Annotated in this window: 11 protein-coding genes; 5 read left to right on the top strand and 6 right to left on the bottom strand. The window is 61.8% G+C overall.

Going from position 1 to position 15,065, the window contains the following annotated elements; genetic code table 11:
• The first annotated feature begins 40 nt into the window (after positions 1 to 40).
• Entirely contained in the window at positions 41 to 1,609 is a 1,569-nt protein-coding gene (locus BM400_RS14195; RefSeq protein ID WP_089839883.1) for a S10 family peptidase, read from the top strand.
• On the opposite strand, the gene BM400_RS14190 is transcribed toward BM400_RS14195, so the two are convergent.
• Complete coding sequence (locus tag BM400_RS14190; RefSeq protein WP_089839880.1) at positions 1,606 to 2,631, bottom strand: Atu2307/SP_0267 family LLM class monooxygenase; 1,026 nt, start codon at positions 2,629 to 2,631, stop codon at positions 1,606 to 1,608. The two genes, BM400_RS14195 and BM400_RS14190, sit on opposite strands and share 4 nt — an antisense overlap.
• Before the next feature lie 82 nt (positions 2,632 to 2,713).
• Here BM400_RS14190 and BM400_RS14185 point away from each other — a divergent pair, with 82 nt between their 5' ends.
• Positions 2,714 to 4,267, top strand: a complete 1,554-nt coding sequence (locus BM400_RS14185) for an EAL domain-containing protein (protein ID WP_175529036.1) — start codon at positions 2,714 to 2,716, stop codon at positions 4,265 to 4,267.
• Positions 4,268 to 4,277: 10 nt separating this feature from the next.
• On the opposite strand, the gene BM400_RS14180 is transcribed toward BM400_RS14185, so the two are convergent.
• Positions 4,278 to 4,565, bottom strand: coding sequence for a Dabb family protein (locus BM400_RS14180; protein WP_089839877.1), 288 nt, complete (start codon positions 4,563 to 4,565; stop codon positions 4,278 to 4,280).
• A gap of 157 nt (positions 4,566 to 4,722) precedes the next feature.
• Between BM400_RS14180 and BM400_RS14175 the strand changes: the two genes are divergently transcribed.
• Positions 4,723 to 4,950 carry a hypothetical protein gene (locus tag BM400_RS14175; RefSeq protein ID WP_013579892.1) on the top strand — a complete coding sequence of 76 codons (228 nt, stop codon included), beginning with the start codon at positions 4,723 to 4,725 and terminating at the stop codon, positions 4,948 to 4,950.
• 107 nt (positions 4,951 to 5,057) lie between these two features.
• Positions 5,058 to 6,185, top strand: a complete 1,128-nt coding sequence (ribB, locus tag BM400_RS14170) for a 3,4-dihydroxy-2-butanone-4-phosphate synthase (protein WP_089839875.1) — start codon at positions 5,058 to 5,060, stop codon at positions 6,183 to 6,185.
• Positions 6,186 to 6,189: 4 nt separating this feature from the next.
• Here ribB and BM400_RS14165 read toward each other — a convergent pair whose 3' ends face one another.
• Entirely contained in the window at positions 6,190 to 12,063 is a 5,874-nt protein-coding gene (locus BM400_RS14165) for a choice-of-anchor D domain-containing protein (protein WP_089839872.1), read from the bottom strand.
• 134 nt (positions 12,064 to 12,197) lie between these two features.
• Positions 12,198 to 12,818, bottom strand: coding sequence for an HAD family hydrolase (locus tag BM400_RS14160; protein WP_089839870.1), 621 nt, complete (start codon positions 12,816 to 12,818; stop codon positions 12,198 to 12,200).
• A gap of 36 nt (positions 12,819 to 12,854) precedes the next feature.
• On the opposite strand from BM400_RS14160, the gene BM400_RS14155 reads away from it, so the two are divergent.
• On the top strand, positions 12,855 to 13,970 hold the full coding sequence (locus tag BM400_RS14155) for a pyridoxal phosphate-dependent aminotransferase (protein WP_089839868.1): 1,116 nt from the start codon (positions 12,855 to 12,857) through the stop codon (positions 13,968 to 13,970).
• Positions 13,971 to 14,021: 51 nt separating this feature from the next.
• On the opposite strand, the gene BM400_RS14150 is transcribed toward BM400_RS14155, so the two are convergent.
• Both BM400_RS14150 and secG read right to left on the bottom strand, forming a co-directional pair.
• Positions 14,022 to 14,675 carry an MBL fold metallo-hydrolase gene (locus tag BM400_RS14150; RefSeq protein WP_089839865.1) on the bottom strand — a complete coding sequence of 218 codons (654 nt, stop codon included), beginning with the start codon at positions 14,673 to 14,675 and terminating at the stop codon, positions 14,022 to 14,024.
• A gap of 73 nt (positions 14,676 to 14,748) precedes the next feature.
• A complete protein-coding gene (gene secG, locus BM400_RS14145) occupies positions 14,749 to 15,042 on the bottom strand; it encodes a preprotein translocase subunit SecG (RefSeq protein WP_089839863.1) in 294 nt (97 codons plus the stop codon).
• Positions 15,043 to 15,065 lie beyond the last annotated feature (23 nt).

Here is a 15,065-nt window from a genome sequence, read left to right as displayed (position 1 = left end):
TGATGATGGGATACCTGAACATTGGATGTGAGGAGAACACGTGAGGATCAAGACGGGGACGTGGCGCGTGACCGCAGTAGCGGTGCTGGCGAGTGTGTGTGGTTTGACGGTTGGGGCACAGGCACCGTCAGGACGAACGAGAGCCGTCACGACCACTGAGGAGACCAAAGACGAGACCTCGACCCCTGTCCCGATCGAGTCGTCCGCCGTCACGAAACACGACCTCACGATTGAGGGAAAATCGATCCACTATACGGCTACCGCTGGCAACCTGCTCATCAAGGATGACAAGGAGAAGGCCAACGGAAGCATCTTTTATGTTGCCTACACCGAGGACGGCGCGGAAGCAAAGACGCGCCCAGTCACTTTCTTCTATAACGGAGGCCCAGGCGCGGCGACCATCTGGCTGCACATGGGCTCCTTTGGCCCGGTGCGCGTCATTACGGCCAGCCCAGACGCGACGGGGGGCCCGCCATTCAACTACGTTCCAAACGAATATAGTCTTTTGAATCAGTCGGATCTGGTCTTCATCGATGCTCCTCTTTGCGGCTTCTCCCGCGCCGTCGGCAAGGGTACGGCGAAGGACTTCGCGGGAACGGATGAGGACATCAAGGCGTTCGAGAAGTTCATCATGCGCTGGATTACGGTCAATCAGCGTTGGAACTCTCCCAAGTTTCTCTTCGGGGAGTCGTATGGAACAACCCGCTCGGCCGGTCTTGTCGCTGCACTGAACAACGACGGCATTGAGTTTAATGGCGTCACCCTGCTCTCGACCGTGCTGAACTACAACCGGCAGAATCCGGGGTACGATACCCAGGCGGTCGGCTATCTGCCGTCATTTGCCGCGATTGGGTACTACCACGGCAAGGTGCAGAAGAAAGGTTCACTCGCAGACTGGGTGGAACAGGCTCGGGAGTTCGCCCGTGGCCCATACACTACCGCGCTCCAGCAGGGAGACGCGCTGCCCAAGGCAGAGTTCGATGCAATTGCCGCGAAGGTCGCTGCTCTCACCGGCCTCAGTGTTGCCTACGTCAAGGAAGCAAAGCTTAGGATTGATGCCTCGCGCTTCCGCAAGGAACTCCTGCGCGGCGACGAAGAGATCCTGGGCCGATACGACGCTCGCTTTGCGGGGTTCGACATAGATGCCGCCGGCGAGACCCCCGGCTTCGATCCGTCCGACACCGGCATCTCCGGCGCCTACGTCGGAGCCTTCCACGACTACATCGTGAAGGAGCTGAAGTACATGAGCCAGGACAACTATTACCTTTCGGGCCCCGGGGTTATTCAGGAGTGGAACTTCAAGCACCGTGCTTTAGGCGGTGGCCGAGGCGGGGAGCAAACCTCTCCGGATGTCGCGATTGACCTCTCGGACGCTATGCGCAAGAACCCAAAGCTGAAGATCTTTTCAGCCAACGGCTACTTTGACCTCGCTACGCCGTTCTTCAACACCGAGTACGACCTGCACCACATGCTGTTGCCGGAGAAGATTGCGAAGAACATCTCCTACGGCTACTATCCGGCGGGGCACATGGTCTACTTGAACGTCGATGCCCTGAAAGAGATGAAGCGGGATATGGATAAGTTCTACACCGGGGCCCTCGCCCACTAGGCCTGTTCGGGAAGCGCCTTGCGGATGATCGGCGCAAGACGTGACCCAAGGAGTTCCGTCGACCGGAGCAGCTTACGGTGAGGGAGATTCGCCACGGACATCTGGAAGCTGAGCCGAGCTACTCCGCCCAAAGACTCATGCATCGACAGAACCTTTTCTGCGACCGATTCCGGGCTGCCGACCATGAGTGCGCCGGTCGGTCCAAGCAGCGCGTCGAACTGACGGCGCGTCACCGGAGGCCAGCCGCGCTCCTGGCCGATCTTCGTGAACGCCTCCGCGTATCCGGGAAAGAACTCGTCCGCGGCCTGCTCGTAGGTGTCGGCCACATACCCCAGGGCGTGGATCCCGAGCTTAAGCTTCTCCTTCGGCTGGCGGGCCCTGGATCCTGCTTCGTAGTAAAGATCGATCAGCGGACGAAAGCGGTGCGGCTCTCCCCCGATGATCGCGACCATCAGTGGCAGGCCAAGCGCCCCAGCACGGGCAAACGACGCTGGTGTTCCGCCGACACCGAGCCAGATTGGGATCGATGGCTGCATTGGGCGGGGGAAGACAGGCTGTCCGCTGAGCGCGGGCCGATGCCGCCCCGACCAGTGCGGCCTTGGCTCATCGCGGAGCGTCAGAAGAAGATCGAGCTTCTCCTCAAAGAGAGAGTCGTAGTCCCTGGTGTCCAGTCCGAAGAGCGGAAACGACTCGATGAAGGACCCTCGCCCCACGACCATCTCGGCCCGGCCCTTCGAGAGCAGGTCCAGCGTGGCGAACTCCTGAAAGACGCGGACCGGATCGGCAGCAGAGAGTACTGTGACGGCGCTGGTCAGCCGGATCGTTTTGGTCAACGCCGCAGCCGCTGCCAGGATGACCGCCGGAGCGCTGTCCAGGTATTCCGCGCGATGATGTTCGCCGAGGCCAAAGTGGTCCAGTCCCGCGACATCGGCGGCTGAGATCTCTTCCAGAAGATTGGCCATGCGGTCGACAGGTGCGATCGTGGGCGAGATGGCGGCAAAGCTGTCAATTCCAATTTGCATACTGGTTGGATGTTAGCAAGCGAACTCAGATTCAGAGGGCTATGATGGTGCAATCAAGGTTGGGAACTTCATGGGGTGGCAGTTGGTCAGACGTACGTTGGTGATCGTGCTTGGAGCCGTGCTGGGCGGCCTCATCGCCGGTTCCATCGTGCGTGCTATCCAGATACGTGACGGCCAGGTGGGTCTGGCGCGCTATGCTGAGCGGCTTTTGAAGAGCGAGCAGCAGCTTACCGAAGATATGGAACAGGTTAAAGCGGCGGTGGACGGCGATGGACTCTCGTTCTGCTCCGACCAGGAACTCACTCTAATGCGGGAGATCGTCTACCGTTCGGCCAATGTCCGCGATCTTGGCCGCATCCGAAACGGACACCTGCTTTGCTCTACCAACGCTGGACGCCTCTCGGTACCACCCAGCAATACTGCCCCGGATTTGAGCATCGGAACGACGCAACTCTACATCGACGGACCGCTCCTCTTCTCCGACCACGCGCGCGGTTTCGTGGCGAACATGGCTGGCGTGTCGGAGGTGATCAATCCTCTCGTGTTCAAGGTGCTGGATGCACCGCCGCTCTTTTACAGCGTTCTCCTCTACGATCGCGACACGCGCGTTGTGGTGCCCGCCTTCGGGCATGCTGCACCACTCAGCAGCGACCAGGTCATCGCGGGCAGGATGGTGGAGAAGGATGGAATCTTCTACCTGCCGGTCTGTCCCGAGCAGGGGATGCTTTGCGCCGTCGCCTCTGAGTCTCGCAGTGCTATGCTCGAAGGCAATAGCGGCCTGGTGCTGGGGTATCTGGCCAGCGGTGCGCTTCTCGGAGGCGCCCTCGGCGTGATCGCCGTGTTGATCTATCGGCGCGAGCGGTCGTTTGAGCGCCAGTTGCGACGAGCCATCAAGACGGGGGATCTGACACTCGTCTATCAGCCAGTCGTGGACCTCGACACCGGAAAGATCGTTGCTGCGGAGGCGCTCGTCCGCTGGGTCAACGACCGTGGCGAGACCGTGAAGCCGGCAGCCCTCGTCTCTATCGCAGAGGAGAGAGGCTTTGTCGGAGAGATCACGACCCTCGTTCTGGGGAAGGCAGTCGAGGAACTCGGGGATCTTCTGGCAACGAGCGACTTCCGCATCACGCTGAACATCACGGCAGAGGATCTGATGAATGGTCGCTTCCTCCCGCAACTGGCACGGAGCATGTTAGCCGCTGGCGTGAAGGCACGTTCCATCGGGCTGGAACTGACCGAACGTTCGACCGTGAACCAGGAGGCCGCCATCCAGGCGCTCTCCCAGCTTAAGAAAGCCGGGCATACCGTCTACATCGACGACTTCGGCACCGGATACTCCAGCCTCGCCTATCTGCATCGACTGGATGCCGGCGCCATCAAGATCGACCGCGTCTTCACCCAGACCGTTGGCACGCAGGCCGTAACCGCATCGGTGGTGCCACAGATCCTCGATATGGCGTCGAAGTTGCGTCTTCTCGTCGTCGTCGAAGGCATCGAAACCCGTGAACAGGCGGACTACTTTCGTGCGGCCGGCAGCGGAATTCTCGGGCAGGGCTGGTTCTTCGGCCATCCCGTCCCTGCCGCCCAGTTGATGAAACTGGTGCAGCAGGCTCCGGAAACCCTCTTAACGACTTGATCGTTTTGGCCTAGACCTCGAAGTCCAATTCCAGGGGCTCAATCAGAGGAAGCAGCCAACCGAGGAGAGCCGCATGCGCTGGGTGGGGGTTGTAGCGTTCAAACGTTGCCTGGTCTTCGAACTTCATCACTCCACCAAACTCATATCCCTGGCCTCGAGGCGAAAGATTCGTTCCGACAAAGGTCTCGATCAGTCCCGGGATCTGTCCCTGAAGACTGCGAATCGCTGCGGCGACCTGCTCCTTCTGGGCTGGGGTGACGCCGGGCTGCCAGCGGAAGGCGAAGACGTGAATGAACATGCGTTGCGCTCCTGATGTCCTGATTCTACTTAGAGTTTCATCACGCACGCGTTTGGTATCGCGGGCAAAACCGAGTTATACTATTTTGTGGCGTATAGCGTCCAAATGTGTTGTACGGCCGAGAGTAACCGGCAGATTATCTGAGGGGAAATTTAGTATGGCGAAGCGTCGTGGAAATCCGAACTGGGGCAAGCCCGAGCCGATCGGCCCGGTTGTCCCGACCGTCACCTCCTTTGAACAGGTGGTGAAAGAGTACAAGTTGACGCCCGACCAGTACATCCGGTCGACCCGTCTGCGGGAGTGGGCACGCCGTAACAAGAACTCGAAGTACATCCCGGAGGCGCTGCTCGAGGCCTGGGGTTTTGAGATCGAGTCCACCCTGTAGTTCGCAACCGGTCTGTTGTCAGACGCCATCCCTCCAACGGGATGGCGTCGTTGTTTTTGGACCGTCAGGACTATGATGGGAATCTAGTGATAAGAGGGGATTCAAGCATGTTTGCAAGCGTGGAAGAGGCAGTCAAGGAGTTCCGAGCCGGACGAATGGTCGTTGTCGTCGACGATGAAGACCGCGAAAATGAAGGAGATCTGACGCTCGCAGCCGAGTTCTGCACCCCTGAGGCGGTCAACTTCATGGCTCGCTTTGGCCGCGGACTGATTTGCCTGACCCTGACCGAAGAGCGCGCCGACCACCTGCGTCTCGGGCCCATGACGCAGGACAATACATCGCGCTTTGGAACGGCCTTTACCGAGACGATTGAGGCCCGCGAGGGAGTCACCACGGGAATCTCCGCCGCCGACCGCGCCCACACCATGCGCGTGGCCATCGATCCCAGGTCTACCGCAGCCGATCTCGCGCGGCCCGGGCACGTGTTCCCGCTACGGGCCCGGAAGGGCGGGGTTCTCGTACGCGCCGGCCAAACCGAAGCCTCCGTCGATCTCGCTCGCATGGCTGGTCTGATTCCCGCGGGTGTCATCTGCGAGATCATGAACGAAGACGGTACCATGGCCCGCGTACCGGATCTGGTCAAGTTTTGTGCCGAACACGGCCTTCTAATGGTCACGGTAGCCGACCTCATCCGTTATCGTCTTCAGAACGAGCGCTACATTCGCCCGGTCGCGGAAGGCGTGCTGGCGACCGAGTTTGGCGAGTTTCGGATGATCGCGTATGAGAGCGAAGTTGAGGTCGGCGAATCGCACGTTGCCCTCGTCTATGGCGACGTTGCCAGCGACCAGATCGCAACCGTTCGGGTTCACACCCACAATCTGGCTGGGGATGTCTTCGGCGATGGTCGGCGCGTTATCGACGATGCGCTTCAGGCGATCGTCGAAGCCGGACGCGGCGCGTTCATCTACCTGCATAACGGCACTGCCGGCTTTGGCTGCGAGACGATGCCCGGCATCGGCATGAAGCGAATTGTCCTGCGCGAAGGCCGCGGTCGCGACGGCGCTGAGCAGCGTACCCTGCGTCAGGTCGGTCTAGGCGGACAGATTCTTTCCGACCTGGGCATTCACAAGATCCGTCTGCTGACCAACACGCCAACCCACGTGCCCGCGCTCCAGGGGTTCGGGATTGAAATCGTCGAGCAGGTTCCTCTTGGGCGGGTCACGACCGCGAGATAGTGCGCTACTTCGTGACCACGAGCGTCAACGTGACTGATCGCGAGATCTGCACTCCGCTGGTGGAATTGGCCGTGGCTTGGAACTGGTAGGTTCCGGGTTGCGTGTATCGCAAATTCGGATCCGGACCTCCTCCGCAGCCTGCTGGCAGAATCACACACGTCAGCAACGCGAGAATCGGGAGTAGCCTTCTTCTCCTCCATGCGACGAGAAAGAACGGAGCGAGGAAACAAAGAAACGTCCGGGCGTTGGCCAAGGAGAGGGAACTCCTCTGAACGGCGGTCAATGTGTTGATCGTCAGGGCGGTGGTCTGGGCGGTTGAGGTCGCCAGTGTGATGCTTGACGGCAGAATCGAGCAACTCGCAAACTCCGCAAGGCTGATTGGAGTGCAGTTCAGGACTACATTTCCAGCGAAGCCTCCCGTCGGAGTCACGGCCAATGTGTAGGTGGCCGGGGCGCCCTGGTGAACCGACACACTCGCCGCACCTCCTCCGTTGACGGTAAGTAGGAAGCTCCCGCTCTGAGTGCCTATTCCAGAGAGAGAAATGCTGGCAGGGGAACCGGGGTCGGAGCTGGACACGATGAGTGAGCTCGGGCGCGACCCTGTGGCGCTTGGCGTAAACATTATTGTGAGATTGCAGCTCTGTCCCGGAGCCAGGGACGGCGTTGAGCACGGCACCGTCACGGCATAATCTCCGCTGATACTGAGCGAGAGATTCGTGACTGGAGCGGTGCCTTCATTCTTAAGGATCAGACTGAGATTCGAGGACGCTCCGATGGCAATTGGCCCAAAGTTGAGCGTAGAGGGCGCGATCTGAAGCTGTCCTTGCGTTCCGACACCCGCGAGCGTGACGGTAAGCGGAAGAGTTGAGGCTGACGTCGAAAGGGAGAGCTTGCCTGGACGCGGCCCCGTCGCGGTTGGCGAGAATCCAACCTGGATCGTGCAACTGGTCGCTGCGGCCAGGGATCCACCGGGCGAAGGGCAGTTGCTCGAAGAGGAGTAGTCCCCGCTCACTGTAACCCCATTGAATTGAACAGGAACAACTCCGGTGTTGGTGACCTGGATGGTCATGGATGCGTTCTGCCCCACGAGGACGGATCCAAAATCAAGGCTGGTCGGAATCACGCCGATCTGAGCTGGTGAAGACACGCCGAAGAGCGAAACATACTCAAGCGAGGTCCCGGAGTCGCTGGCTATCTCCAATGTTGCGTTACGGATAGCGGATGCCTGGTCTTGCAACTGTGGTGTGAAGGAGAGCGAGATCGTGCAGGTGGAGGTGACTGGCTGATCGCATTGGTTGATTGCTGTGAAATCGGACGTAGATGTGAGTCCGATAATGCGAAGAGTTGAGGTTCCGGTGTTGGTGAGGGTGATGATTTGTGAGGGAGAAGCGTTGCCAGTGGCCGTCGGAGGGAAGGTCAGAGATCCCTGGGATGCTGTGAAGCTACTGATAATGATTGGGTTATCTGGGGAAGCAACGGTTATGGGTGATGCAGAGGCGGTCAGATTGATAGTGGCGGGGCTGGTGAGGGCATCACCTTCTATTGTGACCAAACCTGTGCTGATAATGGGTGGGGTGGGGGTAGAACTGGGGGATGTTTGGTTGTTGGCGGTGTATGTGAGGGTGACTGTGCAGTTTTGGCCCGGATTTAGAGGCTTTCCGCAGGTGTTTGTGGAGAGAAAGGGTGGTTCGGAGGTGATGCGGCGTACGGTAATTTGCGTGGAAATGCTGGTTAGCGTGATGGTGCGGGTGGCTTGCTGTCCGGAGACGATCTGCCCGAAGTCGAGGAGGCCCGTTCCGGGTGAGAGCGGTCCGGTGATGCCGAGGGTGGCGTTTGGTGGAGGAGTCCCGTACCCCTGGAGGTAGGCGATCCCGGTCAGGGGTGCGGAGCCGTCCGATGGGGTAGCCTGGACAAAGATGGTCCCTGTGGCGGATCCCGATGTCGCGGGAAGGTATGTGACCGAGAAGCTGCATGAACCGTTCGCCGCCAGGGATGGGCAGGGAGCAGTCGTGGTCAGGGCGAACTGACGGGGGAGGGACAGCACGACGGCTACCGGCTTGGCGGTGAGGTTGTTGAGGGTGAAGGTGCGAGTCAGGCCGATGGTGTCGACGAGCGCGGGGCCGTAGTCGGTGGTGTTGGGTAAGATCTGCAGACCGGCCGTCTGGCTGGTGTAGGCCCCGGTCAGAGGCACGGTGTAGGTGCTCGGGATAGGAGCGCCTCCGATGGTGGCCGTGATGGGAATGCTGAGAGCTCCCGAGGCGGGGGCCGAGGACGGCTGGTAGGTCACCGTCGCCGTGCAGTTTGCTGCGGGCGCGAGGGCGGTGCAGGCGCTGGTTGCGGTGAACGAACTCGTTGAGGCGGAGACCGTCCCTACGGAGAGGGTCGTGGAGCCGTTGTTGGTGATCGTGACGGTTTGTTGTGTGGCGGTTCGTCCGGGAACATTCTCGAAGGTGAGGGCGTTCGGGCTCAGGGAGACCCCGGGGTCGGGTGATCCGTATCCGGTGAGGTGTGCGGTGGCAGTCCCGGAGGAGCTCTGGACTGTCAGGGTTCCGGTGCGGGTTCCGGTGGCGGTGGGGGAGAAAGCGACGCGAACGTAACAGTTGGCAGCGATTCCCAGGGTGCCGGTACAGGATGGGCCGCCGCTGGAGTCGGAGCTGACCGCGAAGTCCCCGGTGACGGCGACGCTCGAGAGGGTAACCGGGGAGACCGACGGGACGAGATTGGTGAGCGTGAACGGGAGGCTTGGGCTGGTGCTGTGCACCGGAACGGTGCCGAAGTCCTGAGCCGCAGGGGTGACGAGCAGACCCGCCACGGGTAGACCCGATCCCGTGAGCGATAGCACGTAGGCTGTCGAGGCGCTCGCCGAGGCGAGTGTGAGCGATCCCGTTTGATCGCCGGTCGCGGTTGGCAGGAACTGGACGCCGAGGTAGCAGTTGAAGCAGGTTCCGGTCTGGCTGGTGAGGAACGCCGACGATGCCGGGCTGGCGTGACCGTAGCCTATATCTTCCGACAGAACGACCTTCCATGCGCCCGTAGCCGTGGCCGAGAAGGCGGGGAAGGATTGCGTCACTTTGAACCACTGGACGACGGGTTCTCCTGTCGGTGTCGCACCAAAGGGGAGGGTGCCGTTGTTGCCCGCAAGGATCGAGGTTCCGGTTCCGGTGAGCGCGACGTAGACGGGGGATGTGCCGGCCCCGGCGGTGACGGCGAGTACACCATCCCGAGTTCCCGGTGCGGTCGGAGCAAAGGTCAGGGTGACGGAGCAGCTCGTATTGCTGGCCAGGATGGCCGGACAGTTGCTCGTCGAGGTGAAGTCGCCTGTAAGGTTCAGGTTGAGGGAAAAGCTGGATGTGCCTGTATTGGCGATGATTGCGGATTGCGTAGTGATGGAGTGAGCGGTCACAGCAACGGGTGTGGCAAAGGTGATCGTCGCCGGGGTAACGGAGAGATTGGGATTGACAGCGGCGCCGGTGGCCCCTGGCGGCGGTAGCGTCTGCCCTGTGACCAGTGCGGTAAGCCCCTGGTCGAGCGAAAGCGTTGTGGCGTCGTTGCTTGCGCTGGCGGGGGAGTGATAGGCGAGTTGGAGTTGGCAGACAGAGTGCGGAAGAAGGGAGAGGGGGCAGAGGTCGATCACCGTGAAGGGCGAGGTCGCCGTGAGCGTGACCGGGGTATGCGAGATGGCGGTATCGGAGTTGTTCGAAAGGAAGAGCGATCGCGTAGTCCGAAGTCCGGAGACGAACTGGGTTCCGAAGTCGATCTCTGAGGCCGAGAGGCCGAGACTCGCGGACTGAGCATAGCCAGTGAGCAACACGTCATGGGTGCCGGTGGCGGCAACCGTCCAGAAGGCCTGCACGGGGCCATCGGGGGTTGCGCTGTTGCGGGCAAGGACGAAGTGGATGTGACAGGAAGCCCCGGGATTGAGGGTGTAGATCGTGGCGGAGGAGGTCGCTGGACAGTCCGTGGCGGCCTGCGAGAACGGGGAGGATGCGGTCTTAGCCAGAAGATCGAGTACGGAGCCGAAGGTCTGGGTCTGCTGGCCAACATTGCTTACGGTCAGAATCCGGGAGATGGGCGCACTGCTTCCGGTCTGGATGCCGAAGTCCAACTCCCGGGGAGAGAAGACGATCGAGGTCGGCACGGCAGACGTTGCGGCGAGGGTTGCGGTCTGCGTGGGCGCGTTGCTCGCCTGGACGCGCAGCGAGCCCGGTCCCCCTCCGTTGAGGGCAATGGCGCACTGGGCTCCAGCGGCCAGCGCTCCGCCGCATGTCGACGAAAGGGAGAATCCCGTCGCAACGATCTGGAGATTCTCGGCCTGTACAGATCCCAGATTGCGCAGCAGGATATCCGGGGCGGCTCCTGTCGAAAGGACCAGGGCGGCATTGCCGGCTGCGGTTCCGAGTTTGGCGACGTAGGCGGCGGAGCCCGGGCGGAGGCTTCCGTGGCATGTGCTGACCGGGACGTCGGAGACGGCGGACGGAAGAACCGCCGTGGACGGCTGCGCGAGCGGTAGATCATATCGTTCGGTGGGGAGAAGGCTTGCGTCCGAAGAGGGGGTGAAGGCCCCTGCCACGATGGGTTGACCGCTGGCGTCGACCGCAACTGCCGTGAGGAGGACCGGAGCGGAGGCGTAGTTCGGATCGGTGGCAGGCAGACCTCCGAAGCGGGCGGTCTGGTCGATCGTGTTGGACGCGGTGACGCGAGCGGCGAAGGCGGTTCCGGTCTCGGAGAGCGTCGCCAGCGGGAGAAGAGGCGTGCTGAGGGTGCCGTCCACCCATGCACCGCCGTCCTGGGATGGCGTGACGAAGGACTGGGTTCCGGGTGCGACGACCGTTGCCGAGAGCACGCTTGCCAGATTGAGCGGGAGTCGCAGGAGTACCTGGTAGGGGCTTGCAACAAGAGGAAACTGAACGTTCGTGATGGGGAACTGCCCGAGCGCGACCGTTCCGGTGAGGAGTAGATTCTGAGCGGGGGTGTCCAGCGCCATGGAGGTGATTCCCGTGCCGGGAATGAAGGTCGAGGCGGTGATGGCATCGCCCATGGGCGTGAGCCTCGTCAGGAAACCCGATGCCGGGCTGCTTCCGGCGGGAGGCGGCTGGATGCGCGGGACGAGGGCGGCCACGGTGGGGTAGCCCGAGGCGGAGGTGGACCCGGCGATATAGGCGTCGCCGGAGGCGTCGGCCACGATGGCGGCTGGGCTGGTATCGCCTTGGGCCCCGCTGAGATAGGTGGCATAGACGAGCGTGCTGCCATCGGAGGAGAAGCGTTCCACGAAACCGTTCTGCTGACTTCCATAGGCGGGGGATTGGAGGATGCCGTTCGGGGTGACTGGCAGGCCGGACCCGAAGACGCTCCCGGTGAGGAAGATGGCGTCCATCGTGGCGGCGATGGAGGTTGCGGCGATGCGGCCGGTTCCGGCAAAGGTGACGAAGACCGGGTTGAGGTTCGCATCGAATTTGGCGACAAACGAGTTCGTGCTGGTGCCGATTCGGGACGGGAAGGCAGCGCCCGGGGTTCCCGTCAGGCTGGATGAGGTGGTGGTTCCAGCAACGTAGACATTTCCGGCGGGGTCGAGTGCGAGCGAAAGGCCAATGTCACCCCTGGCACCCAGCAAAGCCTGTGCGAGGACGGTGGCCGCCGTGGGATCCGACTTGAGGATGCGGACGCCATCCTTCTGATCCAGCAAGAGATAGAGGTTTCCGGACGCATCTGTTTTGACCGCGTTGCACTGTCCCTGACTGGCTGTGCCACGGAGTCCTGCGAAGAGGAGCGACTGCGAACCGGTCACGGTTTGGGCTTGCGCAATGGCTAGCAGGACGAAGAAGAGGAACAGGAGACGCGCGGCGATATTCAGAGACGGCGGGGCTATCGTGGTCATCATGGGCCTTGTGGCTGCGGGGAAGCTCAGGGTGCAGCCTGTCCTCAATATCCATGGTGGGGCCTGTTCTATGGCGAAACTTTAGCAAAAGGCGGAGATAAATGGAATTGGGATGGCCCATTTTGGAACGGGTAAGATTACCGCGACGGGTGGAGAAGGGAATCCAGCCCACGGACATGCATCTCGGCCTCAAAGGCCTGGTGGGTGGTGTAGAGCAGGGTCTGAAGCCCCGCTTGCTGGGCACCCTGGATGTTCTCTTCGCGATCATCGAGGAAGAGGATGTGGGCGGCAGGGGTGGCGAGTCCGGCGACGGCGTGGGCGTAGATCTGCGGCTCCGGCTTGGCGTGGCCTACGGTGTAGGACCAGGTGCGGTGGTGGAAGGCAGCGAAGTCGAAGCGCGAAAGGACGCCCTCGGTCATGGCATCGCCGAGGTTGGAGAGGATGCCGGTGCGGATGCCGGCATGCTGGAGGGCGCGAGCCCACTCGAGCATGGGCGGGTTGGGCTGGGTCCAGAGATCGGTGTCAGCCTGGATGAGGAGATCGATGGTGGCGGCGTCGGACGCGGGGGAGACGGCCTGCCAGTAGGCCCGGCCTGTGAGGGCTCCGCGGTCGTAGTCGCGGCGGGGCGCCCAGTAGGCTGCGTCGAATGCGTCCGGGGAGAGGCCGGTGAGTTGCTGCATATGGGCCCAGACGGGCGGGTGAGCAGGGCCGGAGAGGACCATGCCGTAGTCGAAGAGGACTGCCTGAATGTCGGTCATGCTCGCACCATTTTAGGGGAGATTTAGGATTGGGAGATGAAGGGTTTTTCACGGCGGACGGGTTGGGATACGGGGGAAAGCGGGTTTGCGGCGGCAGTGAGGGAGGCGCGTGCTTCAGGACGGGAGGTCGTCGACCTAACCCTCTCGAATCCCACGGTGTGTGGCTTTGCATACGATGCTGAGGGGATTCTGGGCGCGTTGGCCGACCGCGCGGCGCTGGTCTACGACGCCGATCCGATGGGGATGCGATCCGCCAGGGAGGCCGTCTGCGGGTATTACGCGGATCATGGAGCATCGGTTGACCCCGCGCAGGTGATGCTCACGACGAGCACGTCAGAGGCGTACGGGTATCTTTTCCGGCTGCTCTGCGATGCGGGGGATGAGGTGCTGGTGGCGCGGCCGGGGTATCCGCTGTTCGACTTTCTGGCGGATGTGACGGATGTGACGGTCAGGAGCTATCCGCTGTTCTGGGACTTCGGCTGGTGGATCGACTTTGCGGAGCTGGAACGCATGATTGGGCCGCGTACGAAGGCGATTCTGGTGGTGAATCCGGCGAATCCTACGGGGCACTGGACGCGGCTGGCTGAGCGGGAACGGCTGGAAGAGCTCTGCGCACGGCACGGGCTGGCGCTGATCGTCGATGAGGTTTTTCTGGATTATCCGGTGACGGGGGAGGGTGGAGAGAGCTTTGCGAAAGGTAAGCATGGTTGCTTGACTTTTGTTTTGAGTGGCTTGAGCAAGGTCGCGGGGCTTCCGCAGATGAAGGTGGGTTGGTGTGTCACGTTTGGGCCGGGGGCGGACGAGGCGCTGCGGCGGCTGGAGGTGGTGGCGGATACGTTTCTCTCGATGGGGGCTCCGGCGCAGAGGGCGTTGCCGCATTGGCTCGCGGGTCGCTGGGGGATTCAGGCGCAGATTCGTGAGCGGGTGCGGGAGAATCTGGGGCTGGTGCGTGGGAGACATCTGCCGGTTGAGTCCGGGTGGTGCGTGGTTTTGCTGCTCGACGGCGGGGGGACGGCGGAGGATTTGCTCGCGGAGACGGGCGTTTTGGTGCATCCAGGGAGCTTTTATGGGTTGGCAGGGCCGGGGAGGGTGGTCGCCAGTCTGCTTGGACCGGTGAAGGGTTTCAGGCGTGCCATGGCGTTGCTGGGGTGAACCAAGGTTGTTAATACTTCGAGCGATGCGTGTAAAGTTCCGGTTGATGGTTTAAGTCGGAAAGTGCTGTTTTTGCTGGGGTTGGAGAAATGGGTTGCCTTCGCGCTCGCTGCCAATGGTGGTTGCGGGGCCGTGGCCTGCGATCACCTGGGTGTCGTCGGGAAGGATGAGGAGGCGGTCACGGATCGAGGTGAGGATCGTCTTCGGATTGCCGCCGGGGAGGTCGGTGCGGCCGATGGAGCCGGCGAAGAGGGTGTCGCCGGCGATGAGGAGGCTTTCGGTGGGGAGATGGAGGCACAGGCTTCCGGGAGTGTGGCCGGGGGTGTGGAGGACGGTCGCGGGGATGGATCCCAGGTGGAGAGTGCGGTTGTCCTGAAGGTGGTCGTCGGGAGGGAGAACCTCCGGAGTCGCGATGCCGAGCCAGCCGGCCTGCGTGTCCATGATGGCGACGAGGGGAAGGTCCTGCTGGTTGTAGAGGATGGGGGCACCGGTGATGCGCTTGAGTTCAAGTGCGCCGGCGATGTGATCGATGTGGGCGTGGGTGATGACGATCTGCTTGACGGTGAGTTGGTGGGCGGCGAGACGGGCCAGGATGCGGTGGATGTCCGCGCCGGGATCGACGACGATGGCCTCGCGGGTGGTCTCGTCGCCGAGGATGGAACAGTTGCACTGGAGCATGCCGACGGGGAGTGTTTCGCGGATCATAGATCTCCTTTTTTCGTAGAAAAGCAAAACCCCACCGCTGGGGTGGGGTTGAGAGAACCTGGTCTGTGGTTGCTTACTTCTTGGCCGGGGTCGTCTGGGTGGTCTTCGTCCCGGAGAGGACCGAGTGGTCACCGCTGGAGCGCGAGAGCAGAATCGTGAGGCCGATCGAGGTGAGCATGAAGATGACCGCGGAGTAGGTGGTCAGCTTGGTGAGAAGGTTCGAAGCTCCGCGAGGACCGAAGGCAGTCTGTGAACCCTGGCCGCCGAAGGCTCCGGCGAGATCAGCGGACTTGCCGGTCTGGAGAAGAACAACACCGATGAGGAACAGGCAGACGACAATATGGATGAAGACGAGAAAATAAACCATCGGGTGCTCTGGAACCTCTTTTT

The sequence above is a fragment of the Granulicella pectinivorans genome (assembly GCF_900114625.1).
Taxonomy (GTDB): domain Bacteria; phylum Acidobacteriota; class Terriglobia; order Terriglobales; family Acidobacteriaceae; genus Edaphobacter; species Edaphobacter pectinivorans.
The sequence above is the reverse complement of the archived record's forward strand: the minus strand, read 5'-3'. Positions and strand labels throughout refer to the sequence as shown.

What these genes read in the sequence shown, in the direction of transcription:
- BM400_RS14190 (WP_089839880.1), bottom strand. Translation starts at nt 2,631, where the DNA reads ATGCAAATTGGAATTGACAGCTTTGCCGCCATCTCGCCCACGATCGCA.
- BM400_RS14180 (WP_089839877.1), bottom strand. Translation starts at nt 4,565, where the DNA reads ATGTTCATTCACGTCTTCGCCTTCCGCTGGCAGCCCGGCGTCACCCCA.
- BM400_RS14175 (WP_013579892.1), top strand. Translation starts at nt 4,723, where the DNA reads ATGGCGAAGCGTCGTGGAAATCCGAACTGGGGCAAGCCCGAGCCGATC.
- ribB (WP_089839875.1), top strand. Translation starts at nt 5,058, where the DNA reads ATGTTTGCAAGCGTGGAAGAGGCAGTCAAGGAGTTCCGAGCCGGACGA.
- BM400_RS14165 (WP_089839872.1), bottom strand. Translation starts at nt 12,063, where the DNA reads ATGATGACCACGATAGCCCCGCCGTCTCTGAATATCGCCGCGCGTCTC.
- BM400_RS14160 (WP_089839870.1), bottom strand. Translation starts at nt 12,818, where the DNA reads ATGACCGACATTCAGGCAGTCCTCTTCGACTACGGCATGGTCCTCTCC.
- BM400_RS14155 (WP_089839868.1), top strand. Translation starts at nt 12,855, where the DNA reads ATGAAGGGTTTTTCACGGCGGACGGGTTGGGATACGGGGGAAAGCGGG.
- BM400_RS14150 (WP_089839865.1), bottom strand. Translation starts at nt 14,675, where the DNA reads ATGATCCGCGAAACACTCCCCGTCGGCATGCTCCAGTGCAACTGTTCC.
- secG (WP_089839863.1), bottom strand. Translation starts at nt 15,042, where the DNA reads ATGGTTTATTTTCTCGTCTTCATCCATATTGTCGTCTGCCTGTTCCTC.